Source organism: Aquibium sp. ELW1220 (assembly GCF_030398385.1).
Taxonomy (GTDB): Bacteria; Pseudomonadota; Alphaproteobacteria; order Rhizobiales; family Rhizobiaceae; genus Aquibium.
Window position 1 is genome coordinate 18,064 of the sequence record NZ_JAOAOQ010000022.1, and the last position, 23,523, is coordinate 41,586.

At 68.3% G+C, this 23,523-nt stretch carries 23 protein-coding genes; 2 read left to right on the forward strand and 21 right to left on the reverse strand.

Annotated features, from left to right (window positions below; all coding sequences use genetic code 11):
• Positions 1 to 2 precede the first annotated feature (2 nt).
• The 10 genes from N1F91_RS18945 to N1F91_RS18990 are packed head-to-tail and all read right to left on the reverse strand — an operon-like array spanning position 3 to position 8,942.
• Positions 3 to 1,676 (reverse strand): thiamine pyrophosphate-binding protein, encoded by a 1,674-nt coding sequence (locus N1F91_RS18945; protein ID WP_289994606.1) that lies wholly within the window; start codon positions 1,674 to 1,676, stop codon positions 3 to 5.
• Between the two features lie 11 nt (positions 1,677 to 1,687).
• Positions 1,688 to 2,476, reverse strand: a complete 789-nt coding sequence (locus N1F91_RS18950) for an SDR family oxidoreductase (protein WP_289994607.1) — start codon at positions 2,474 to 2,476, stop codon at positions 1,688 to 1,690.
• A complete protein-coding gene (locus N1F91_RS18955) occupies positions 2,476 to 3,399 on the reverse strand; it encodes a VOC family protein (RefSeq protein WP_289994608.1) in 924 nt (307 codons plus the stop codon). The genes N1F91_RS18950 and N1F91_RS18955 overlap by 1 nt, the downstream gene beginning before the upstream one ends.
• A gap of 17 nt (positions 3,400 to 3,416) precedes the next feature.
• The gene (locus tag N1F91_RS18960) at positions 3,417 to 4,238 is read right to left on the reverse strand and encodes an alpha/beta hydrolase (protein ID WP_289994609.1); all 822 of its coding nucleotides are present in this window, start codon (positions 4,236 to 4,238) and stop codon (positions 3,417 to 3,419) included.
• Positions 4,235 to 4,975, reverse strand: coding sequence for an SDR family oxidoreductase (locus N1F91_RS18965; protein ID WP_289994612.1), 741 nt, complete (start codon positions 4,973 to 4,975; stop codon positions 4,235 to 4,237). The genes N1F91_RS18960 and N1F91_RS18965 overlap by 4 nt, the downstream gene beginning before the upstream one ends.
• Positions 4,972 to 6,015 carry an aromatic ring-hydroxylating dioxygenase subunit alpha gene (locus N1F91_RS18970; RefSeq protein ID WP_289994613.1) on the reverse strand — a complete coding sequence of 348 codons (1,044 nt, stop codon included), beginning with the start codon at positions 6,013 to 6,015 and terminating at the stop codon, positions 4,972 to 4,974. Before N1F91_RS18970 ends, N1F91_RS18965 begins: the two co-directional genes overlap by 4 nt.
• Before the next feature lie 22 nt (positions 6,016 to 6,037).
• Positions 6,038 to 6,871, reverse strand: a complete 834-nt coding sequence (locus N1F91_RS18975) for an ABC transporter permease (RefSeq protein WP_289994614.1) — start codon at positions 6,869 to 6,871, stop codon at positions 6,038 to 6,040.
• Positions 6,871 to 7,845 (reverse strand): ABC transporter substrate-binding protein, encoded by a 975-nt coding sequence (locus N1F91_RS18980; RefSeq protein ID WP_289994615.1) that lies wholly within the window; start codon positions 7,843 to 7,845, stop codon positions 6,871 to 6,873. The genes N1F91_RS18975 and N1F91_RS18980 overlap by 1 nt, the downstream gene beginning before the upstream one ends.
• Positions 7,846 to 7,879: 34 nt before the next feature.
• Positions 7,880 to 8,650 carry an ABC transporter ATP-binding protein gene (locus N1F91_RS18985; protein WP_289994616.1) on the reverse strand — a complete coding sequence of 257 codons (771 nt, stop codon included), beginning with the start codon at positions 8,648 to 8,650 and terminating at the stop codon, positions 7,880 to 7,882.
• Positions 8,640 to 8,942 (reverse strand): recombinase-like helix-turn-helix domain-containing protein, encoded by a 303-nt coding sequence (locus N1F91_RS18990; RefSeq protein ID WP_289994618.1) that lies wholly within the window; start codon positions 8,940 to 8,942, stop codon positions 8,640 to 8,642. Before N1F91_RS18990 ends, N1F91_RS18985 begins: the two co-directional genes overlap by 11 nt.
• Positions 8,943 to 9,153: 211 nt before the next feature.
• Here N1F91_RS18990 and N1F91_RS18995 point away from each other — a divergent pair, with 211 nt between their 5' ends.
• Positions 9,154 to 10,284, forward strand: a complete 1,131-nt coding sequence (locus tag N1F91_RS18995) for an FAD-dependent monooxygenase (protein WP_289994619.1) — start codon at positions 9,154 to 9,156, stop codon at positions 10,282 to 10,284.
• 110 nt (positions 10,285 to 10,394) lie between these two features.
• On the opposite strand, the gene tuf is transcribed toward N1F91_RS18995, so the two are convergent.
• From tuf to N1F91_RS19050, 11 genes are all read right to left on the reverse strand, one after another.
• Complete coding sequence (tuf, locus tag N1F91_RS19000; RefSeq protein WP_289994621.1) at positions 10,395 to 11,570, reverse strand: elongation factor Tu; 1,176 nt, start codon at positions 11,568 to 11,570, stop codon at positions 10,395 to 10,397.
• A 184-nt stretch (positions 11,571 to 11,754) separates the two neighbouring features.
• On the reverse strand, positions 11,755 to 12,834 hold the full coding sequence (locus N1F91_RS19005; RefSeq protein WP_289994622.1) for an LLM class flavin-dependent oxidoreductase: 1,080 nt from the start codon (positions 12,832 to 12,834) through the stop codon (positions 11,755 to 11,757).
• Positions 12,835 to 12,889: 55 nt separating this feature from the next.
• On the reverse strand, positions 12,890 to 13,186 hold the full coding sequence (locus tag N1F91_RS19010) for a hypothetical protein (protein WP_289994623.1): 297 nt from the start codon (positions 13,184 to 13,186) through the stop codon (positions 12,890 to 12,892).
• A 4-nt stretch (positions 13,187 to 13,190) separates the two neighbouring features.
• Positions 13,191 to 14,783 (reverse strand): SDR family oxidoreductase, encoded by a 1,593-nt coding sequence (locus N1F91_RS19015; RefSeq protein WP_289994624.1) that lies wholly within the window; start codon positions 14,781 to 14,783, stop codon positions 13,191 to 13,193.
• Positions 14,784 to 14,809: 26 nt separating this feature from the next.
• A complete protein-coding gene (locus N1F91_RS19020) occupies positions 14,810 to 15,391 on the reverse strand; it encodes a flavin reductase family protein (RefSeq protein ID WP_289994625.1) in 582 nt (193 codons plus the stop codon).
• Positions 15,392 to 15,476: 85 nt separating this feature from the next.
• A complete protein-coding gene (locus N1F91_RS19025) occupies positions 15,477 to 16,034 on the reverse strand; it encodes a nuclear transport factor 2 family protein (protein WP_289994626.1) in 558 nt (185 codons plus the stop codon).
• A 22-nt stretch (positions 16,035 to 16,056) separates the two neighbouring features.
• Positions 16,057 to 18,162 carry an acetate--CoA ligase family protein gene (locus N1F91_RS19030; protein ID WP_289994627.1) on the reverse strand — a complete coding sequence of 702 codons (2,106 nt, stop codon included), beginning with the start codon at positions 18,160 to 18,162 and terminating at the stop codon, positions 16,057 to 16,059.
• Entirely contained in the window at positions 18,162 to 19,064 is a 903-nt protein-coding gene (locus N1F91_RS19035) for an SMP-30/gluconolactonase/LRE family protein (protein ID WP_289994628.1), read from the reverse strand. Before N1F91_RS19035 ends, N1F91_RS19030 begins: the two co-directional genes overlap by 1 nt.
• Positions 19,065 to 19,132: 68 nt before the next feature.
• Positions 19,133 to 20,359 (reverse strand): ABC transporter substrate-binding protein, encoded by a 1,227-nt coding sequence (locus N1F91_RS19040; protein ID WP_289994629.1) that lies wholly within the window; start codon positions 20,357 to 20,359, stop codon positions 19,133 to 19,135.
• 88 nt (positions 20,360 to 20,447) lie between these two features.
• On the reverse strand, positions 20,448 to 21,224 hold the full coding sequence (locus N1F91_RS19045) for a glucose 1-dehydrogenase (protein WP_289994630.1): 777 nt from the start codon (positions 21,222 to 21,224) through the stop codon (positions 20,448 to 20,450).
• 18 nt (positions 21,225 to 21,242) lie between these two features.
• On the reverse strand, positions 21,243 to 22,556 hold the full coding sequence (locus N1F91_RS19050) for an LLM class flavin-dependent oxidoreductase (protein WP_289994633.1): 1,314 nt from the start codon (positions 22,554 to 22,556) through the stop codon (positions 21,243 to 21,245).
• A gap of 186 nt (positions 22,557 to 22,742) precedes the next feature.
• Here N1F91_RS19050 and N1F91_RS19055 point away from each other — a divergent pair, with 186 nt between their 5' ends.
• Positions 22,743 to 23,522, forward strand: a complete 780-nt coding sequence (locus N1F91_RS19055; protein WP_289994635.1) for a helix-turn-helix domain-containing protein — start codon at positions 22,743 to 22,745, stop codon at positions 23,520 to 23,522.
• Position 23,523 lies beyond the last annotated feature (1 nt).

A 23,523-nucleotide genomic window follows, 5' to 3' on the forward strand; every position in this document is an offset into this window, starting at 1 on the left:
GATCAGTCCGTCTTGCCGGCGGCACCGGCCGGGGGACCGGCGAAGCTCTGGGCGAAGGGGCCGATGGCGACCATGTCGATCTCGATCAGCTGCGGCCCCTCGGCGGCGAGGGCTGCTCGCAGAACGTCGCCGAAGGCCTCGACGTCGTCGACGCGGTGGTGCGGCATGCCGATCGAGGCGCAGAAGAGCCTGAAGTCCGGCACGGCGATCTTCGAATAGTGCCGGCGGCTGCCGTATTGCGCGTCCTGGATGTTCTGGATGACGCCGTAGGCCTGGTCGTTCATCATCACGTAGACCAGCGGCGCGGCCTCGTCGACGGCGGTGATCATCTCGGCGAGGCCGAGCATGGTGCCGCCGTCGCCGAGCAGCGTGATCGCCTTGGGGCCGTCGGAGGCGAGTGCCGCGCCGACGCCCATGGCCACGCCCTGGCCGATGCCGCCGCCCAGCGCATGCACGCCCTGGCGCGGATCGGTGAGCCGGACGTAGCGGTTGCCGAAGGTCGAGTTGGAGATGGTGACGTCGCGCACCCAGGCGTGGCCGCCGGCAGCCACCGTCTCCGACAGCGTGTCGGCGACGACGAAATAGTCGCCGATCTGGTCGCGCATGCGGCCCTCGGCGGTGGCGCGGGCCTGGGCGATGTCGAAGAACAGGTCCGGGTCGGTGTCGAGCTTCGCCGGCAGGCGTTCCAGCAGGCGGGCGAGCGTGTCGGCCGCGTCGCCATGGGCGAAGACCTCGACAGGATAGTTGCGGCCGCCCTGCGAGGCCTCGGCGTCGATCTGGAGAAGCGGCGACGGCAGCGGCAGTTCGTTGTTGCGGGTCTCGTTTCCGCGCAGGCGCGAGCCCACGACCAGCATCAGGTCGCAGCCGGCGTAGAGCTTTTCGGCCTCCGGCGTCATGTTGAAGGCGCCGAGATTGCCAGACGAGGCCTCCGAGACGACGGCACGGCCGTTGGTGGAGGTGACCACGCCCATGCCGCGGCGGTGCAGTTCGGTGGCCTCGGCCACCGCACCGCGCGCGCCGCCGCCGAGCCAGAGCAGCGGCCGGCGGGCGCGGACGATGCGCTCGGCAAGATCGTCGATGACGCCGTCGGACGCGCGCGGCCGCTGCGGCAGCGGCGGATGGATACGCGCGACGCCGCGGGCCGGCGTGCGCTGGACGTCGACGGGGATTTCGAGGCTGACCGGGCCGGTCGGCGCCGAGATCGCGGCGGAGACGGCGGCGGTCAGGGCGCCGATGGCCCCGTTGGCATCCCACAGGCGATACACCGCCTTGGAGATGCCGCGCAGCATCTCGGGCTGCCGCGGCACGTCGTGGATCGCAGCGCGGTCGCGGTCGGCATAGGCGAGGTCGACCTGGCTGGTGATGTGCAGCACCGGCGCGCCGGCGGTCAGGGCTTCCGCCTGGGCGCCCGCGGCGTTGCCGGCGGCGGTGCCGGTGGAGGTGATGCAGACGCCGAGCGTGCCGGAGACGCGGGCATAGGCATCGGCCATGTTCATGGCGCCCGCCTCGCCGCGCGCCGGCACGAAGCGGATGCGGCCCTGGCGGGCGACCGCGTCGAGGATCGGCATGTTGTGGATCGAGATCACGCCGAACATCACCGTGACGCCGATCTCGGCCAGATAGCGTGCGATGAAGTCGCCGACGGTCTCGGCCTGCACGAGGGGTTCCATCTTCATTGTGTCCGGCCTCAGATGTGTCGCGACAGCCCGCCCGAAACCTCGAGCTGGGCGCCTGTGATGTAGCTGGCCGCACGCGATCCGAGGAACGCGATGGCCGCGGCGGCCTCGGCTGGATCGCCGAGCCGGCCGAGCGGAATGCCCTTGCGGGCGGCGAGCGCGCCGTACCAATCGTCGCGGGACTGCTCCTTATCGTCCCGCGCCTCGAAGCGGCGGCTCCACTGGCCGGAATCGACGAGGCCGAGCAGGATCGAGTTCACCCGGACGTGCGGCGCGAACTCGACGCTCAGCGATTTCAACAGGTTCTGGACGCCGGCTCGCGCAGAGGACGTGCAGACCATGTGCGGCTCGGGCTGATAGGCGAGCAGCGAATTGACCGCGACGATGGCGCCCTTCGAGGCTTTCAGCATCGGCAGGAAGGCGCGGGCCGGGTAGATCTGGCTGAACAGCTTCAGTTCGTATTCGGCGCGCCAGTCGGCATCGGCGGTTTCGGAGAAAGTCGAGACGCGGCCCTGGCCGGCATTGTTGACGAGGAGGTCGCAGCGACCGAACGTCGCCTCGACCTCGCCGGCGAAGGCCTTGACCGCCTCCTCGTCGAGCACCGACAGCGCCCGGGCGAGGACCCGGCCGGCGCCGAACGCGGAGGCGAGCTCCGCCTCGACGGCCTTGAGCCGCGCTTCGTCACGGGCGCAGAAGGCGACACGCGCGCCGCCGTCGAGCAGCAGGCGCACGGTGGCGAGCCCGATGCCCGACGAGCCGCCGGTGACGACCGCGACCTGATCCCCGTAGCCGTAGTCCATCACGAGGCCCCGGCCGTGCGCAGTTCCGGGAAACCGGGATCGGGCCGGCCCTGCATGACGGCGCGCTGTGCCGGCGTCGGCGGGCCGGCGGTCATCCAGCGGTCCATGGCCTCGGGATCGTTGCGCGACCAGACCTGCGCCTCGTGCGTCGCCTCGTCGATCTGCTGCAGTTCGGAGGTGAACTCGATGCAGAAGCCCGAGGGCGAGACGAAATAGGCGAAGGGATTGTTGCCCGGTCCGTGGCGGCCCGGCCCCCAAGTCGGCACGTGGCCCTTCTGCTTCATGCGGCCGATGCCGCGCATGAACTCGTTGATGGTCGGCATTTCGAAGGCGACGTGGTTGACGCTGGCATAGGCGTTGCGGACGAGCGCGATCGAGTGGTGATCGGTGTTGCAGCGCAGGAAGACCATCTGGTCGGCGGAGTAGTCGGAGACGCGGAAGCCGAGCACCTCGGTGTAGAACTGCTGCACGCCCTCCATGTCGCCCGAGTTCAGGACGACGTGCGACACCTTGCGGGGCTTGGCCCACTCGGGCTCCTCGTCGTGCCGCAGCGCCTCGGTGCGGAAGCGCAGGCGGCGGTTGTCGGGATCGATCAGCTCGAAGCCGTAGCCGCCGACCCAGTCGTCGAACGGCGCGGGACGGCCGACGACGGCGGCGCCGCGCGCCACGACCTGGGCAAACAGCGCGTCCATGGAGGCGCGGTCGCGCATGGCGAAATGGATGTACTCGATGCCGAAGACCGGCCCGTCCTTGAGGCCATAGAGATAGGCCTCCGGCCCGGTGCCGCGCAGCAGCGCAAGGCCGTCTTCCTTGTGCGCCAGGCGCAGGCCCCACATGTCCTCGTAGAAGGGCAGCGTGGCGGTAATTCCCGGCCCGCGCATCATGATGCCGCGGAGACTTTCGACCCGAACGGTATCGGTCATGGCGTGATCCTCATTTCCTAGCGAACGGTTTCCGGCACGGCTGCAAGCAGCCGTGCGAGCGCGTCCGGCCTCTCCTGCGCCATCGCATGGCCGGCTTGCGGCACCTCGACGAACCGCCCGCGCCACGGCGACCGAAGCGCTTCGTGCGCGCAGCGCGCGCCGTCGGACGGGGTGATGCGGTCGGCCGCGCCGACGATGACGTCGGTGGGGACGGTGATCTGGGCGATGTCGTCCAGCAGGCGTCCGGCCGACAGCATGCGCGCCGCCTGGGCATAGCCCGGCAGCCGGACCTGGCTCATGGCGCGGCGCACCGCCTCGACATGCGCGGGGTTCCGCTCCGGCTCGAAGACGAGGCGGGCAGCGCGGCGGGCCGCGAATTCCTCCGGTCCCTCGATCCCGAGGTCGTCGATCCGCGCCTGCGCAGACGCGCTGAGCACGTTGCCGCGCGGGATGCCATGGCCGAGCGCCGGCGACGCCAGAACCAGATGGTCGACGCGGTCGCGCCGGGCGGCCGTGAAGGAGGCGGCCATCAATGCGCCGAGCGAGTGGCCGAGCAGAGTGACGCGCCTGACCGCCAGTTCGTCGAGCACGGCCGCCAGCGCCTCGGCATAGTCGCGGGCGAGCGGCCAGTCGCCGGCCAGGGGCTCGGAGCGGCCATAGCCCGGCGCGTTCCAGGCGAGGATGCGCCAGTCGGCCGGCAGTTCGGCCATCAATGGCAGGAAGGAGGAGGCATTGCTGCCGATGCCGTGCAGCAGGACGCAGGCGGGACCGGTCCCCGCTCGTTCGGCGAGCTCGATCGGGCCGACCATGCGAAGCGTGAGGTTCGGAACGGCGGTCATGTGAAGACGAACCCGTTGTTGACCGGCAGCACCTGCCCGGTCAGCGCCAGCGCGCCCTCCGAGAGCAGGAAGGCGATGGTGGCGGTCACGTCCTCCGGCGCCTGCGGACCGGGCACGGCGCGGCCCTCGGCGTAGAGGCGGTGGCGGGCTTCCGGCACGTAGTCGGTCGACGGCGTCGTCAGGATGCCGGGCGCGATGGCAGTGACGCCAACGCGGTCCGGCCCGAATTCGCGGGCGAGAGAGCGCGTCATGGAGATGATCGCGCCCTTGCTGGCGACGTAGGAGAGAAGCCGCGGCGCGCCCCAGAGCGCGGTGTCGGAGGCGACGTTGACGATCCGGCCAGAGCCGCTCGCCCTGAGCTGCGGCGCCACCGCCATGGTCATGAGCCAGGTGCCGCGCACGTTGACGCGCATCACGCGGTCCCAGCTGTCGATCTCGATGTCCTCGAAGCCGATGCCGCCGATGCCGGTGGCGATGGCGCCGTTGTTGACCAGGCCGTGCAGCCCTCCGCTCGTCGATGCCGCGACGGCCGCGCCGAGCGCCTCGATCGAGGCCGGATCGCCGAGATCAATCGGGTGAAACACGGCGTCGAGCGAAGCGGCGACCGCGCGACCCTCGTCCTCGGCGATGTCGGCCAGCACCAGTCGCGCGCCCTTTTCGGCGAGCGCCTTCGCGATGGTCGCGCCGAGGCCGCGCGCGGCGCCCGTCACCAGGATATGGCGGCCGTCGAGGCTCATTCGGCCGCGACCTTGAGAGCGAGCTCGGCCTCGATCTGGCTCTTGGCGGCCTTGGTCAGCAGCTGCCGGACGCGGCTGACGCCGAGATCGTGCTGGTAGAGCATCTCGCGCTTGCGGGCGTCGTCGGGCATGCCTTCGAGCATGACGCGGTCCTGCTCGAGCACGTTCCAGTGGTTCTCCTCGAGCTGCGCCCTATAGAGGAAGCGCCAGCTTTCGCGGGCCAGGCCCGACACCTGGCGCAGGCGCCAGAAGAACACCTTGCAGGTGCGCTCGTCGATCGGCGTGGTGAAGCCGACGATGCGCATGAAGCCGCCCGGACCCGCCGCCTGCGGATAGGGGATGTCGAGGAAGCAGAACATGTTGCCGGGATGGATCTCGAACTCGGTCCAGTCGAAGTTCTCGCCGACCTGGCCGACCCGGCTGACGCGGAAGCCGGCGTCCGTCTTGTCGAGCTGCATCAGGTCCTGCTTGGAGCCGAAGGCCAGCGTGAAGCTCTCCGAATGCAGGTAGCAGCCGTGCATGGGGTCAGCCAGATTGTCGAGCGCGTAGCGGTAGTTGGTCTCCCAGACCGAGGTGCACAGGAAGCCGGTCCAGTCGTCGCTGGTGAGTTCCTTCGGCAGCACGAGCGCGGGCGCCGTGGGCTGCTCGACGGAGGGCATGTAGACGAAGACGGCGTCGTTGGCCTCGGTGACCTCGAAGCTCTTCAGCGCCTTGCGGCCTTCGAGCGCGCATTCGGGCATGGCCGGGACGCGCTTGACCACGCCGTCGCCGTCGACGATCACGCCGTGGTAGCGGCAGCCGATGTTGCCTTCGTGGACCTCGCCGTAGGACAGCGGCGCGCCGCGGTGCGGGCAGAAATCCTCGATGCAGCGGATGGCGCCGGTCTGGTCGCGCCACAGCACGACCTTCTGGCCGAGCAGCTTCGCGCCATAGGGCTTGGTCGCCTTGACCTCGACGGACTTGGCGACGGGGTACCACTGGCCGAGCAGGCCCTGGTTCACCCGGTCCTCGATCAGCGTTTTCTTGTCGATGACGGTCATCGTCGTCTCCTGGATTGGCCGCTCAGTGTTCTGCTTTGGGGAGATAGTGCAGGATCTTCTCCTCAACGCGGGCGAGCACCGTATAGAGGACGATCCCGATCAGCGTCAGGAACAGGATGGCGTTGAAGACCATCGCCGCGTTGGCCTGTCCGCCGCCATAGGAGATCAGGAAGCCGAGGCCGGTGTTGCCGCCGACCAGTTCGCCCACCGTCACGCCGATGACGGCGAGCGTCGAGGCGATGCGCAGGCCGGCCATCAGGTTGGGCAGCGTCGACGGCATCTCGATCTTGCGGAAGATGCCCCAGCGCGACAGCTTGTAGGCGCGCGCGAGGTTGACGAGGTCGCGGTCGACCGTGCGCATGGCCTGCAGCACGTTCACCATCACCGGGAAGAAGACGATCAGCACGGTGACCAGCAGCTTGGGCATGGCGTTGTAGCCGAACCACATGATGAACAGCGGCGCGAAGGCGACCTTCGGCGCGATCTGCAGCGCCAGGATATAGGGCGACAGCACCTTCTCCCAGAAGGCCGACATGCCGAGCAGGTAACCCATCACCGCGCCGAGCGCGCTGCCGATGGCAAAGCCCAGCACGGTGTAGAACGCCGTCGACATCGTGTGGCTGAACAGCCGCTCCTGGAACCACATGCGCTTCAGTTCGACGAGACAGTCTGAGACCGTCGGGATGATGAACTTCGGCACGTCGAGCGCCGGCGGCAGGAACTCCCAAAGCAGGAGGAAGCCCGCAAGGATGCCGAGGCTCGCAAGCAGAGTGCCGTGGCGGGCAAGCGAGAAGCTCCGGCGGGGCTTCACGCCGGCCGGGACGCGGGTCCCGGCCTGCTGAGCAGCGACAGTCATTACTGGATGAACTCGTTGGTGTAGAGATCTTCGACGGGCACGGCGGTCTGGACGATGCCGTTGTCGACGTAGAACTTCTGCACCTTGGCGATGCGCTCGGGGTCGAAGGAGCCGAGCGGCTGGTTCTCGCCCTGCGGATAGACCAGCTTGGCATAGGCGCGCATGATGCCTTCGATCTGGGCCTCCTTGCCGGCGTGCTGCGGCATGAAGCTGACATAGTCGGCAGCGGCCTTGGCCGGATCGGTGGTGATGTCGTTGATACCCTTCATGACGGCGCCGACGAAGCCCTTCACCATCTCAGGACGCTCGGCGATGGTCTTGTCGGAGGCGATGATCGCCTGCGCCATGGCGGGGAACACGGTATCGACGGGCATCTCGTCGAGTTCGACGCCGGCCGCGCGGATGGCTGCGATCCATTCCGGCACGCCGGACATGGCGTCGAGATCGCCCGAGATCATCAGCTGGATGATGCCGCCGGGGCCGACCGCCTGGATGTCGGCGTCGCCCTTCGACAGGCTTTCGGAAGCCAGCACGCCGAGCAGGTTGTAGTAGGTGGTGTCCTGGAAGGCCAGCACGCCGATCTTCTTGCCGGCGAGGTCCTTTGGACCGGTGATGCCGCGGTCCTTGCGCCAGGCGATCTGGGTCAGGCCGCGGCCGCCGAGCAGCGCCACGCCGCGGATGTCGAGGCCGTTGGCGCGAACGATGATCGGCGTGTCGCCGATGCCGCCGCCCATGTCGGCATTGCCGACGGCGACCTGCGTCGCCACGTCGGCGCCGCCCTTGCCGACCTGGAAGGTGACGTCGAGGCCGGCTTCCTTGAAGTAGCCCTTGCCCTTGGCGAGCTGGAACGGCGCGAAGGCCGGCAGGAAGTCGGGCGCCGGGAAGAGATAGGTCACCGCCTCGTCGGCGAAGGCGGCGGTGGCCGAGAAGGCGATCGCCATGGCGGCGACGGCATTGCGCAGATAGTGTCTCATGAAGTTCCCCTGGTCTCGTTGACGTTTCTGGTGGTCACAGCGCCTTCTCCTCGAGCTTCAGGTGCCCGAAGAGTTCGGCGGCGTATCGGCTCACTTCCGGCAGCACGCGCCGCTTCAGCGGCTGGTCGCGATGCGGCAGGTCGATCCTGATCTCGGCGACGATCGTGCCCGGCCGTTCCGAAAGGACGAGGATGCGGTCGGACATCAGCACGGCCTCGGCAAGGTCGTGGGTGATGAGCAGCGTGGTCTTGCCCGCCGCCGCGATGGTGCCGCCGAAGGAGTTCTGCAGCAGAAGCTTCGTCTGCGCATCGAGCGCCGAGAAGGGCTCGTCGAGCAGGATGATCTCGGGATCGATCGCCAGCGTCCGGGCGAGTGCCGCGCGCTGGCGCATGCCGCCGGAGAGCTGGTAGGGAAAATGGTTCTCGAAGCCATCGAGGTGGCAGTGGCGCAGTTCCTTCATCGCGCGTTCGCGCCGCGCTGCCTTGCCGACGCCCCTCGCCTCCAGCCCGAACTCGATGTTGGAGACGATGCTGCGCCAGGGCAGGAGCAGATCCTTCTGCAGCATGAAGCCGACATGGGCGTTGGGGCCAACGACGCGCTCGTCACTGACGAAGACCTCGCCGCGGGTCGGCTGGTAGAGCCCGGCGGTCATCGACAGGATGGTCGACTTGCCGCAGCCGGACGGGCCGACGATGGAGACGAACTCGCCTTCCTCGACCCGGAAATTGATGTCGCGTACGGCGGTCAGCGGATTGTCGGGATTGGTGACAAAGTCCTTGCTGACGCCGCGGTACTCAAGCGCCATAGCCATGCTCCGCATAGGCCGCGTCGAGTTCGGCATTGATGCCGGACAGCTCGGCCTCGAGGAGCGCGACGGACCAGTCGGCAGACCCGGAGCGCGGCGCTGCGACCGCACGCCGCGACAGTTCGGCCGCGACGGCGCCGAAATCATGCGTTCCGGTCCGGTAGATGTCCATCAGCGCGGCGGCGAAGCCCGCTTCGGCCTGCGTCAGCGCCCGTCCGCGGGACTGATGTGCCAGCGCCGGTCGGCTGGTATCGCGGGCGCGTTGTGACAGGCGGTCCTTGAAGGCATCCATGGCGACTCTCGCTATGTGTGTTCACATATGAACGATCTGTTCATATTATGATGAGGCAGCGACGCGAGCCTGTCAAGAAGGTTCGTGACCGCTTCGACGGACGCGCCGGAGAGGCCGGCGAGCGCGCGATTGACAGCCCCGGCCGCGACACCTAATCTGCTTTGAACACTTCGTTCATATTTGATCATCGCTCGATGGAAGGGGGCTTGCCATGAGGTTCGTCATTGCGGGAGGAGGCGTTGGCGGCATGACGGCGGCGCTGGCGCTCCAGAAGGCCGGGCATTCCGTCACCATCTGCGAACAGGCCGGCGCCTACGGCCAGATCGGCGCCGACGTCAACCTGCCCCCCAACGCCGTCCACGCACTCGACGGCCTCGGCATCCGGCCGGCGCTGGAAGAGACCGCGGCGCGGCCGGAGTTCCGGATCAGCCGCACCGGCGACAGCGGCGAGGAGACGTCGCGCCTGCCGATGTCGGCCGCCGCCGAGGCGAAGTACGGTGCCCCGCAGCTCACCATCCATCGCGCCGACCTGCTCGACGCGCTGCGCGGCGCACTCGCGCCCGGGACGATAAGGCTCGGCGCCCGGGCCGCCGGGATCGAGCAGGGAGATGACAACGCCGCGCTCGTGCTCGCCGACGGGAGTCGCGTCGAGGGCGATCTCGTCATCGGCGCCGACGGGATCCATTCGGCGGTGCGTGCGGCGCTGTTCGGACCGGACCATCCGCGCTTCACCGGGCTCGTCTCGTGGCGCGGCACCGTGCCGCGCGAACGGCTGGCCGGCATTCCCGACCTCGACAGCTTCACGAAGTGGTGGGGGCAGACGGCCGATCGCCAGATCGTCAGCTTCCCGCTGCGCCGGGGCGCGGAGATCTTCGTCTTCGCCACCACGCCGCTCGACGGCTGGAGCGAGGAAGGCTGGACCCTGCCCGGCGATGTCGCGGAACTGCGCGCGGCCTATGCCGACTTCCACCCGAACGCTCGGGCGCTTCTGGACGCCTGCGACGCCGTGACCCGGTCGGCGCTGCACGTGCGCGATCCGATGCCGCAATGGTCGAAGGGACGCGTGACGGTGCTGGGCGACGCGGCCCATCCCATGGTGCCCTTCATGGCGCAGGGCGCCTGCATGGCGATCGAGGACGGCGTGGTGCTGGCCCGCGCGATCGACGCCAATCCGGACGTGCGCTCCGCGCTCGCCGCCTACGAGGCGGCCCGTCGCGAGCGGACCGCGCGCGTCCAGCAGGGCTCGCTCGCCAATGACTGGCTGCGCCAGGGGGGCAATGCCGACTGGGTCTATGCCTACGACGCCTGGGCCGATCCCGTCGGCGGTCGGCAAGCCGCCTGAGGCGCAGGCGCCCTCCCCGCCGCCGGACGGCGCGGACCACCAGATGCAGAAAGGGCGCCTCATGGGCGCCCTTCCGTTTTCCGGCTGATGGAGCACGAGGCTCCCGCCGATCACTCGACGATGGTGGCGACGATGCCCGAGCCGACGGTGCGACCGCCTTCACGGATGGCGAAGCGCAGCTTCTCTTCCATGGCGATCGGCACGATCAGCGTGACGTCGACGGCCAGGTTGTCGCCCGACATCACCATTTCCGTGCCTTCCGGCAGCGTCACCACGCCCGTCACGTCGGTCGTGCGGAAGTAGAACTGCGGACGGTAGTTGGTGAAGAACGGCGTGTGCCGGCCGCCCTCGTCCTTGGTCAGGATGTAGACCTCGGCCTTGAACTTGGTGTGCGGCTTCACCGAACCCGGCTTGCACAGCACCTGGCCGCGCTCCACGCCCTCGCGGTCCACGCCGCGCAGAAGCGCGCCGATGTTGTCGCCGGCCTGGCCCTGGTCGAGCAGCTTGCGGAACATCTCCACGCCCGTCACCGTCGTCGACGTCGTCGCGCGGATGCCCACGATCTCGACCGTCTCGCCGACCTTGACGATGCCGCGCTCGACGCGACCCGTCACGACCGTGCCGCGGCCCGAGATCGAGAACACGTCCTCGATCGGCATCAGGAAGGGCTGGTCGACCGGACGCTCCGGCGTCGGGATGTAGGCGTCGACCGCCTCCATCAGCTTGCGAACCGCGTCCTCGCCGATCTCCTTCTGCTTGTCCTCGAGCGCGCAGACCGCCGAGCCGGCGACGATCGGAATGTCGTCGCCCGGGAACTCGTACATCGACAGCAGTTCGCGAACCTCGAGCTCGACCAGCTCGAGAAGCTCCGGATCGTCGACGAGATCGACCTTGTTCAGGAACACCACGATCGAAGGCACGCCGACCTGGCGGGCGAGCAGGATGTGCTCGCGCGTCTGCGGCATCGGACCGTCGGCGGCCGAAACCACCAGGATCGCGCCGTCCATCTGCGCGGCGCCCGTGATCATGTTCTTGACGTAGTCGGCGTGGCCCGGGCAGTCGACGTGGGCGTAGTGGCGCGCCGCCGTCTCGTATTCCACGTGCGCCGTCGAGATCGTGATGCCCCGCGCCTTCTCCTCCGGAGCGGCGTCGATCTGGTCGTAGGCCTTGTACTCGCCAAAGTACTTCGTGATCGCCGCCGTCAGGGACGTCTTGCCGTGGTCGACGTGACCGATCGTGCCGATGTTCACATGAGGCTTGTTACGCTCGAATTTACCTTTTGCCATGTCACTTTCCCTGGACGGCCGTTGCCGGCCTGTTGCGGTTGCCGCGCGCTTAGCCGCAACCGGCGAAAAACACAAGAGGCAGGCTGGCGCCGGACCGGACTGCAGCAGGTGCCGCCGAAGCTGGGAAACCCACTTCGGCGGCAGCCCGCGACGCCGCCGGAACAGACAATGCGCGCTCCGGGACTCAGGCGCTGACCGCGATCGCAGCCGGCTTCCCGGAGGTCCCGAGCGCCTTGTTGACGGCGGGGATGATCTTCTCGCCCCAGGTCTCGATCTGCTTCAGCATGGTCTTCTGGTCGAAGTCGCCGAGCTGCGTCTGGACGGCGATCTGGTCCGGTTTCAGCACCTCGATCTCCTCCAGCAGCCGGTCGATGACCCTGTTGACGCTGCCGACCGGGAGGTTCTGTCGCAGGGTCTCGAAGGACAGGTCCTTCTGGGTCGGCGTCTCCTTGAGCATGTAGCCGTCCTCGCTCTGCTGGCGGCGCTGGTGCAGCGCCTCCGAGAGCCGGCGCTGGAAGCGCGCATTCTCCAGATAGCTGTCGATCTCGGCCTCGTCGTCGCTGGCGTAGCAGCAGCGCAGCAGCGCGACCTTGACGTCGGTGACCTGCTTCTTCTCTGCGGCTGCGGCCTGCTCCAGCGTCTGGCGCAACCCGGCGATCGCCTCCAGCCCGCCGTGCAGGGCGGTGACGAAGAGGTTGTGCCCCTCGCGGTAGCCCCGGCCCATGCTGCGCGCGGAACCTGCGGCGATCCAGATCGGCGGGGTCGGCCTCTGGATGGTACGCACCGAGATCGCCGTCGGCGGGATCTTGATGTGCGTGCCGTCGTGCTCGAAGATCGTCTGGTTCAGACCCTTCATGATGATGTCGAGATATTCGGAAAAAACTGCCGGCGCCTCGTCGACGTCGACGCCGAAGCGCTCGAACTCGAACTGCTGGTAGCCCGAGCCGACGCCGAGTTCCAGGCGACCGTTGGAGACGATGTCGGCGAAACCGATCTCCGAGAGCAGGCGCTGCGGCTGGTAGAGCGGCAGGACGCAGACGGCGGTGCCGAGCCGGATGGTCCTGGTGACGCCGGCCAGATGCGACACCATCATCAGCGGCGACGGCACGAGGCTGTAGTTGTTGAAGTGGTGCTCGGCGAACCAGGCCGTGTCGAAGCCCGCCTTCTCGGAGGTGATGGCCTGTTCGATCGAGTTCCTCAGCACGACGTCCGACGGCTGGTGGTAGCCGCGTTGGGCGGCGAGGATGAAGGTGCCGAATTCCATGATGTTTCCTCGGTGTTTTCTTGATTGAAGGTCGGTCCGCCCGATGGCGCTCGCCTCAGGGCCAGCGCTCGACATGGGCGCGGATGGCGTTCGACCCCGCATCGACCCAACCCTTGCCGGCGGCGTAGGCGATCATCGCGCGATAGGCTTCGTGCCATGCGGCTGTGTCCGGCGCGCCCGGCAGCGCCGGCACGCGGTCGATGCCGATCAGCACGTTGCCGTCGTCGACGAAGCGGACGCCGTCGATCGCGGGCCGGGTGTCGGCATGGCCGGAGAGCCGCAGCTTGAAACCCTTGAAATCGTCGGCTTCGAGCAGGCGCAGACCGGTCGCGGGTGAATGGTCGACGATCATCCGGTCACTCTCCGTCGGTTTCGTCGGCCGGTTTGCTGGCAGGGCCGGCATTGCCGAAGGCGGTCCAGCCGCCGTCGACGTAAAGAATGGAGCCGTTGACGTAGGACGCGGCCGGAGAGGCCATGAACAGGACGGCGTCGGCGACGTCGTCGGGACGGCCCATGTCGCCCATCGGGATGCGCCGCCGGATGGCGGCAGCGTCGATCCGCCCGGCCGTCTCCAGCGCCGCGACACCCGGCGTGCGGATGTAGCCGGGGGCGACCGTGGCCGTGCGAATGCCCTGCGGGCCGAGTTCGGCCGCCATGCAGCGGGTGAGGATGTCGATGGCCGCCTTCGAGGCGCCATAGGCGTGGCGCGGCGCGAAGGGAAGGAAGGTGTTGATCGAGCCGATGTTGAGGATCATCGAGCCGCGCCGCATCGCCCTGAGCGCCTCGCGGGTGCACAGGAAGGCTCCCGCCAGGTTCACGTCGAGTACGGCTTCGAGGTCGGCCGGCCCCTGGTCGAGCGCCGGCTTGAAACCGTCGGCCACGGCCGCGTCGTTGACGAGCAGGTCGATGCGGCCGAAGCGGGCGGCGATGTCGGCGAAGACGCCCACCACCTGGTCTTCCGAGGTGACGTCGAGCGCGTAGCCGGCATGCGATTCGCCGAGCGACCGCGCCACCGTCAGGGCGCCCTCCCCGTCACGGTCGGCAACGACGACCGTGTCGCCATTGGCGGCGAAGGCGCGCGCGATCGCCTCGCCGATGCCGCGGGCAGCCCCCGTGACCACGACGACACGCCCGCTCGCGGCCATGTCGGGACGCGCCAGCTCGTCCGGCGGCGTGCCGTCGACCGGCGGGTGCGCCTCGCCCGGCTGGTTGAAGGAGGCCCAGCCGCCGTCGACCGCCAGCACGGTGCCGGTGACGTAGCGCGCGCGGTCGGAAGCAAGGAAGCGGGCGGCATGGGCGATCTCGTCTGGCCGTCCCATGCGCCCGACCGGCACCCGCCTGCGCACCGCGGCGAGATCCGCCTTTCCCGTGCGCTCGAGTTCGGCGACCATCGGCGTACGGACATAGCCCGGCGCCACCGCGCTCACCCGGATGCCGCGCGCGGCCCATTCGCAGGCGAGCGACTTCGTGAACGAGATCAGCCCGGCCTTCGACGCGGCATAGGCGTTGCGGCGCGGATTGCCGAGCACGCCCGCGAGCGAGGCGATGTTGACGACGACGCCGCCGGGCTTCATGCGCCGCACCGCCTCGCGCGCCATCACGAAGGGACCGACGAGGTTGACGGCGATGGCCTTGCGGAAGGCGTCGAGCCCGGTATCGACGGTCGCCGCCATGGTCGGCCCCATCGCGGCATTGTTGACCAGCGCGTCGACCCGGCCGAACCGCTCGTCGATGCGGGCGTAAAGCGCCAGGATGTCGGCCTCCGACGAGACGTCGCAGGCCAGCCCGAGGTGGCGGGGGCCCAGTTGCTGCGCCAGCGCGACGACGTCCGAGCCCTGCAGGTCGACGGCGACCACCGTGTCGCCGTCCTCGGCAAAGAGCCCGGCGAGCGACCGTCCGATGCCTCCCGCCGCGCCCGTCACGATGACGATCCTGCCCGTGTCGATCATGTCAGTTCCTCCCCGGCCGGCGCACGTCAGGTGACGGGCGCGAGGCGACGGAACGACCCGTCGCGATAGATCAGTCCTTCCTGGTCGAGCGACTCGGCCGCGACCACCCGGCCGAAGTAGATGTTGTGGGTGCCCGATGCGATGCAGTTCTCGACGACGCAGTCGAAGCTCGCCAGCGCGCCGTCGAGCACCGGCGCACCGGTCACCTGCGGCTGCCAGCGGCCCTCGGCGAAACGCTCCTCGGGGCTGAGCTTGGAGGTGGAGAACAGGCGGGCGACGAGATGCTGCTCCTCCGTCAGGAAGTTGACGGCGAAGACGCCGCTCTCGGCAATGATGGCCTCGGCCGAAGCGCCCTTGTTGACGCAGACAAGGATCACCGGCGGACTGGCCGACACCGAGCACACCGCCGTGGCCGTCAGCCCGTTGACGTGGCTGCCCGCGCGCGAGGTGATGACGGCGACCGAGCAGGCGACCTGGCGCATGGCGATCTTGAATTCGCTCTCGCCGATTCCGGCCGGAAGAGGCGCGCCGGTCGGCTGCGCCGCCCGCTCACCGCGCACCGGAACGACCTCCGAAAGGTGTCCGTCCGGCGATCGTGTCCTGCGCATGGGATCCCTGCTCCCTCACTGATAACCGTTCCCTGCCCGGCCGACGGAAGGTTTCATCGGGCAGAGCCGGTTGCATGCGGCACCTTCAAGCTTCGGTCGATCGGTTCGGCTGCGCGGTCCCCGCCGCGCGGATCGCGGCGTAGATGGCGTCGTCGGGAAAGGCCGTGCCGATCGGCCGGCGCGGGCCGAAACGAGCCGCCTCGTCCTCGGCCGGCGGCTGCTGCTCCTCGACCCAGTCGTAGGCGACCACGCGGTCCGCGACGCGCCACTCCCCGCCCCGCTTCTCGAAGCGGTCGCAGTAGCGCCCTGCCAGCAGGTACTGCCGCAGCGCGCCCGCCCTGTCGGGACCTCGCTGCAAGGCGCTGAAATAGCTCTCGACCACCGCCACGTCCGGACCCGTGAACTCGATCAGGATGTTGGAGACCTGATGCACGTTGCGCGGTCCCGCCCGGAACACCTCGACCGCATGTCGGATGAACCCTTCCGCCGATCCGTTGTAGGCGCCGTGGCAGTCGTGGGCATCCTCCCAGTAGGAGGAACGCAGCGCCGCCTCGTCGGCCCGGTCGATGCCGCGGCAGTAGCGGTAGATGCAGTCGCGGATCGCCTCGCGATCGAGGAGTTCCAAGAGCTTCGCGTCGTTCATTCCCATTACTCCAACAAGCACGTCAGGCCTTCGGCACGATCAGCGCATCGAGCGCGACGAGCCCCTTGCCTCGTTCCAGCACCCGCACCGGATTGAGATCGATGCTCTCGATGCCCGCCGCATTGGCGGCAGCGAAACGCGACAGATCCGACAGCATCCGTGCAAGCGCCTCGATGTCGGCGGGCGCTCCGCCGCGCACGCCTTCGAGCATCGCGAAGCCGCGAATCTCGCGGATCATCCGGTGCGCCTCCGCCACGCCGAACGGAGCGGCGCGGAAGGTCACGTCCTTCAGCACCTCGACGAACACGCCGCCGAGGCCGAACATCACCACCGGCCCGAAGGCCGGATCGCTGGTCACCCCGGCGATCACCTCGACGCCGCCGGCGATCATCGGCGAGACGAGCAGGCCGTCGATCCGTGCGTCCGGACGGTGCTTGCCCGCCCTCGCCAGAATCTCGGCCGCGGCGGCACGCACCTCCGCCTCGTCCTTCAGGCCGACGATCACGCCGCCGATCTCGGTCTTGTGGGCGATGTCCGCCGAGGCGATCTTGACGACGACCGGGAAACCGATCGCCGCCGCCGCCGCTCCCGCATCCTCGTCCGGCCGCACCAGCGCTTCCTTCGGGAACGGGATACCGGCCGCCGCCAGGATGCGCTTGGCCTCGTGCTCGCCGATCGCGTTCCTGCCGATGTCGACCGTCGCGGCGGGTAGCCCCTGCTCGGCAGCGGCCTTCGCCCGGTCGAAGGAGCGGCGGAAGTGGACGAGCGCGCCGAGCGCGTTCATCATGGCCGTGCCGTCCTCGTGGACGAGAAAGCCCTTCTCCTCGTAGGAGCGCACGATTTCCGGCGGTGCCGACATGGTAAGCGCCATGATGGTGCCGCGCGACGCGGCAGACGCCGTCTCCAGCACCTCGCGCAGCCTGCCGGCGAAGGTGGGGCTTGCCGGGCCGCTGCCGAAGATGCCGGTGAAGAGGTCGTAGCCGCCCTTTTCCAGCATGGCGGCAATGTAGCTGGTCATCAGCGGCAGGTCGGTCAGCGCCTGCGCCGTCGCGTCGACCGGATTGCGCGGCGAGGCGTAGGGCAGCATGGCCTTGAGCTCGGCCTGCGCCTCCTCCGGCATCGGCGCGACGTCGAGGCCGGCGGCCTCGGCGTCGTCGGCCATCTGGATGCCGAAGCCGCCCGACAGGGTGAAGATGCCGAGCGTGTTGCCGGCCGGATAGATGCCGCGCGAGCAGGCATAGGCGACGTCGAGCTGTTCGGCGGTCGTCTTGGCCCGCCAGACGCCATACTGGCGGAACACCGCGTCGAAGATGGCATCGGAGCCCGCGAGTGCTGCCGTGTGCGAGCTCACCGCATGCGCGCCGACCTCGGAGCGGCCGACCTTCATGAAGACGATCGCCTTCTCGCGCTCGCGCGCCACTTCGAGCGCTTCGACGAAGGCGTCGCGATTGCGGATGCCTTCGGCGTAGGCCATCACGACGTTGACGTCCGGCTGCTCGACCATCCAGCGCAGCGCTTCGGCGACGTCGACGTCGCATTCGTTGCCGGTGGTGATCCAGTGGCCGATGCCGAGGCCGCGCTGGCGCGCGAGATGGGCGATATGCGATCCATAGGCGCCGCTCTGCGACACGACGCCGACGGGACCGGGCTCGATGAAGGCGCCGTCGAGGATGGCCGAAAACGTGCCGTAATAGCCGGTCGCCGAGCTGAAGACGCCGAGACAGTTCGGCCCTAGCAGGCGCATGCCGCTCTCGCGTGCGATGGCCGCCATCTCGTCCTGGATCGCCCGGCCCGCCTCGTCGGTCTCGGCGAAACCGGCAGAAAACACGATCGCGGCCTTCACCTTGCGGTCGGCACAGGCGCGTACCGCGTCGAGCGTTCCCGCAGCCGGAACGGCGAGGATCGCGACGTCCGGGGTTTCCGGCAGGTCGGCGATGGAGGCATAGGCGCGCAGACCCTGCACCGTGTCGCGCTTCGGGTTCACCGGATAGACCGCGCCGCGATAGCCGGCTTCGCGCAGATAGCGAAGGGGCCGGCCGCCGATGCGCTGGGCATCGTCGGAGGCGCCGACCAAGGCGATCGAATTCGGCGCGAGCAAAGCGGAAAGGGCGTTCATGCGGTCGAGCATCAGGAGGCCTTCGCGACGGGTTCGGCTACCGACGCGCCGAAGCGCGTCTCGGGCAGGCCACGCACGCCGAGCCCCTCGATGGCAAAGAGGCAGCCGCCCTGCGGATGGCGCGAGATCGCGCGACCGGAGCCGGAATCCTTGATCGAGGTGACGTAGAGCGTCGACAGGTCGTCGCCGCCGAAAGCGACACAGGAGGGCATGTCGGTCGGTGCGTCGATCAGCCGGTCAAGCTTGCCGGCCGGCGTGAAGCGGGCGATCTTGCCGACCTGGACGAGACAGACCCAGATGCAGCCGTCGGCATCGACCGTCGCGCCGTCGGGACCGGAATCCCAGGGGTTGGTGTCGACCAGCAGGCGCGGATCGCCGACCGGCGTGTCGCCCGGGCCGTAGGAGAACGCCCTGATCGCCCGGTCGAGGCTGTCGGCAAAATACATCGTCCTGCCGTCGGGGCTGAAGCAGAGCGCGTTGAAGATCCGGATCCCGGTGGCGAAGACCTCGGAGTTGCCGTTGCGGTCGACGCGCCAGAGCTTGCCCAGAGGATCGGCGTGCACGCCCATCGTGCCGCACAGGAAACGGCCGAAGCGGTCGTTCTTGCCATCGTTGAAGCGGACCTTGGGGTCCGGTTCCGGCTTGAAGATCGGGCTGAACGCGCCCGTGTCGAGATCGAGTTCGTAGATGCCGTCGGCGAGCCCCGCGACCAGCGTCCTGCCCGCGCCAAGCGCGACGGAGCCGACCATCGAAGGCGTCTTCCAGGAGCGGAACGTGCCTGCGGCCAGATCATGGGCGTGGATCAGCCGCGATACGCCGTCGACCCAGTAGAGGGTCCGGTCGCGACCGTCCCAGACCGGGCTTTCGCCCAACAGATCAGCGTCCCGCGAGACGAGGTGGAACTTCGGGTTCATGAAAATGCCTTGGAAGAACGGGGGGTGGCGAAGGGGCAGATGCCCCTTCGCCGGAGCCTTGGGAGGCTTTACTGGGTCTTGAGCAGCGGGCAGGTGCTCTCCGCTGCCGGCCGCCACACGTCCTCAGCGGGGATCGTCGACGTGACGGTGTAGTAGTCGTAGGGCTGCTTCACCTCGTCGGGGCTCTTGATGGTGACGGCGTACATCGGGCGCATCACCTGGCCGTCGGCGCGGATCTTGACGTCCTTCATCTGGAAGTCGTTGATCGGCATCTCGTGCATCTTGGCCACGACCGCCTCGCCTTCGTCCGTGCCGGTTTCCTTGACGGCCTTCAGGTAGTGCGTGATCGCGCTGTAGGTGCCCGACATGGTCTCGTTGGGGATGCGGTCGCGGAAGCGCTTCTTGAAGCGGTCGGCGAATGCGCGGGTCTCGTCGTTCAGGTCCCAGTAGCCGGGCGTGACGATCGACATGCCCTTGACGGCCTCGAGACCGATGCCGTGGACCTGGTTGATCTGCAGACCGAGCGCGACGACCTGCTGGCCGCCGTCCTGGATGCCGAATTCCTGCGACTGCTTGACGGCATTGGCGAAATCCGAACCGGAATTCGCCAGCACGATGACGTCCGCCCCGCTCGCCTGCGCCTGCAGGATGTAGGACGAGAAGTCGTTGCTGTTGAGCGGATGCAGCACCGAGCCCAGCACCTTGCCGCCGGCATCCTCGATGAACTTGGTCGCGTCGGCCTGCCACTGCTTGCCGAAGGTGTAGTCGACGGTGATGAAGTAGTAGGTTTCGTTCCCGGCCGCGATCATCGACTTGATGACGCCCTTGGCGAGCGAATAGGTGTCGAGAACCCACTGCGTGCCCATCGGCGAGCAGGCGTCGTTGGTGAGGCCCGAGGACGCGGTGCCGGCCAGCATGTAGGGCTTCTTCTTCTCGGCCATCATGGCCTGGATCGCGATGGCGATCGACGAGGCCGAACCGCCGACGATGGCGTCGACGCCTTCGTCGTCGACCCACTTCTGCGCGATCGCCGCGCCGATGTCGGGCTTGTTCTGGTCGTCGGCGATGACCAGCTCGATCTTCTTGCCGTTCACCTCGCCGCCGAAGTCCTCGATGGCCATGCGCGCCGCCTCGACGGTGCCCGGACCGCCGTTGTCGGCATAGGGCCCGGACTGGTCGTTCATGACGCCGATCTTGACCACGTCGCCCGAGATGCCCTCGGCAAAGGCCGACGGGACGAGGATGGTCGAGGCCAACAGCCCGGCCACCGCGTATCTCAACGTATGCTTCTTCATGCCTTTTCCTCCACTTTTGATCTTCGAACCCCCCGGAGGGATGCCTCCGGTCGAAGACGGTTGCATCGGCGGCTCCTGCCGCGATGGATTACGAGAATGCGAATGTCATGGCGCCGTCGACGAGCATCATGTCGCCGCTGACCCAGCTGGATTCCGCGCCCGCCAGGAAGACCGCGGCGTTGGCGATGTCCTCCGGCTCGCCGAGCCGGCCGAGCGGCACCTTCTGGCGCCGCCGTTCCCAGCCGGCCTCGTCCACGACGAGATTGGCGCCGTCGGTGCGGGTCGAACCCGGTGCGATGGCGTTGACGCGGATGTTCAGCGGACCGAACTCGGCAGCGGCCGAGCGCGTCGACGCCTGCACGGCGGCCTTTACCGCGCTGTACATGACGCCGTGCCGCATCGCGATCAGCGCCGCCGGCGAGGCGATGTTGATGATGGAGCCGCCGCCGGCCTTCTCCATCTGCGGCACCACCGCCTGGTAGCCCCAGATCACGCCCTTGAAGCCGACGTCGATCATCAGGCCGATGGTCTTCTCGTCCTGTTCGAGAAGCGAGCCGTAGCGGTTGAACATGGCGTTGTTGACGAGGATGGTCGTCGGTCCGAAGGCGCCCTGCAGCCGTTCCGCCGCCGCGAAGACCTCGTCGCGCCGCGCGACATTGGCGACGAGCGGGATCGCCCGGCCGCCCGCGGCATTGATCTCGTCGGCGGCTGCGCCGGCAATCTCGGGCTTGAGGTCGAGGACGCCGACCGCGGCACCCTCGCGGGCGAAGGCATCCGAAATCGCGCGGCCGATGCCGCGGCCGCCCCCCGTCACCAGCGCCACGCGCCCCGCAAGCCTGCCCGCCATCGTCGTTCCTTCACGCATCTGCACGTCCTGTTCCATTCAACCGACCTTCGCTGCCCTGGCGAAAGTCTCGCGCGAGGCCATCGGAATGGCGCCGCCGCGCGTCGGATCGGCGTAGGTGCCGCCGGCGCTCGCGTAGTCCTTGCCCGTCCGCCGCTCGATCACGATTCCGATCGACTCGACGTTGGGAACGTCTTCGGCCCGAAGTGCCGCCAGCTTGGGCTTGCGGGCGAGCGCCTTCTCGATGAAGGGCGCGAGTTCCTCGTCCTTCCGCCGCAGACGCTCGTCCTCGCCCTCCTTCAGCGCCGGCATGACCTCGCTGGCGAAGAGCTCCATCGCCTCGCAGATATGGTCGTGCCGGTTCATCCCGGACTGCTGGATGAAGATCATCTGGTCGACCCCGACGTCGGCATAGCTCTTCAGATGCTCGCGGACGCTGGCCGGGGTGCCGATCGAGCCCGAGCCGGGCGTCTCGCGCATCTCGTCCTTCACCGCCTGGAAACGGTTCCAGAGATTGGTGACGCCGGGCCGATGCTCGCCGTAGACGGCATAGTGGGCGATCGAGAACCCGAAGAAGCGGAAGCCGTCGAGGCCGCGACGGATCGCCTCCCCGTGGTTCTGGTGCACCATCATCCCGTTCAGCGTCGCGAAGTTGGCGTTCACCGAATGGCCGATCGGCACGCACTCGTCCGACTTGATGATCGCATAATACTCGTCGCGCCACAGCTTGGCCTGGGACGCCTCGACGAAACCGAAAACCAGCGCGCCGACGCCGTTGCGGGCCGCGCGCAGGATGCTCTCGCGGCGCGAGCAGGCCATCCAGATCGGCGGATGCGGCTTCTGCAGCGGCTTCGGCACGACGTTGCGCACCGGCATGGAAAAGAACTGGCCCTCGTGGCCGGGATAGGGCCGCATGGTCATCATGTTGGCCGTCTGCTCGACGGCCTCGCGCCACATGGCCGTCTTCTGCTCCGGCTCGATGCCGAAGCCATGCATCTCGATCAGGGAGCCGGACTCGCCCGTTCCCCATTCGACGCGGCCGCGCGACAGGAGATCGAGGGTGGCAAGCCGCTCGGCGACCCTGGCGGGATGATTGTAGGCCGGCGGCGACAGGCAGATGCCGTGGCCGATGCGGATGTTGCGGGTGCGCTGGGACACGGCGCCGAGGAAGACTTCCGGCGCGGAAGAATGCGAATACTCCTCGAGGAAATGGTGCTCGACCTCCCACATGTGGTCGAAACCCAGACGATCGGCGAGCTCGACCTGTTCGAGCGCCTCGTCGAAGAGCCTCAGTTCGCCGTCCTCGCCCCACGGCTGCGGCAACTGGTGCTCGTAAAAGACACCGAGCTTCATGGCTCATCCTCCTCCCGTCGCGGACTTTGCCCAGCGGGCGTCCGTCTCGTCTCCTCCCGGCGCCAGGGCGTGTTCGGCCTTGACGAGCGATACCTTGTCATGCGCAGTGCGCCGGAACCAGACAAACTCGTACGTGGCGGGCAGTTTCACATCTCTGAATCTCCGCTTCGCCACAGGGACCGTCCGATGCAGAACTCGCAGGTCAAGTCGGCAACCCGAGCGATCGAGATTCTCGAATATTTCAAGCGCGTTAGGCAGCCCCGCGCGATGTCGGAGATCGCGGTGGCGCTGGGCTATCCGCAATCCAGCACGACCGTTCTTCTGAAGACGCTGGTCACGCTCGGCTACCTGAACTTCGACCGCAGCGACCGTCTCTACTTCCCCACGCCCAAAGTGACGTCGCTGGGAGACTGGATTCCGCGCGCGCTGTTCGGCACCAGCCGCGTGCTCGACGCGCTGCGCGACGTGCATGCGGCGACCGGCGAGACGGTGTCGATCGGCATCCGCAACGACGTCTATCTGCAGTACATCCAGATCATCCAGTCGGTGCATGCGCTGCGGTTCCATGTCGACGAAGGCACGCTGCGGCCGCTGACGCAGTCGGCGGTCGGCTGGATGCTCCTGTCCACCATGCCCGACGACAAGATCGACAACATCGTGCGCCGCGCCAACATCGCGACGCCGAAGCCCGCGGAGCGCGTCAAGATCGCCGACATGATGGAGAAGGTGCGCGAGATCAGGCAGACCGGCTATTGCTGGACGGAGAACGTGCCCTTCCTCGGCGGCGGCACGGTCTGCGTTCTCCTGCCGATCACGATCCAGAACCAGCCGGTGGTGCTCGGCCTCGGCGGCGCGGCAGAGCGCATCCGCCAGAACCGGGACCGTTATCTGGCGGCGCTGCAGCGGGCGGCCCGGGCGGTCCAGCCGAGCGATCCCTTCGACCAGCCGATCGACATCGAATTCTGAG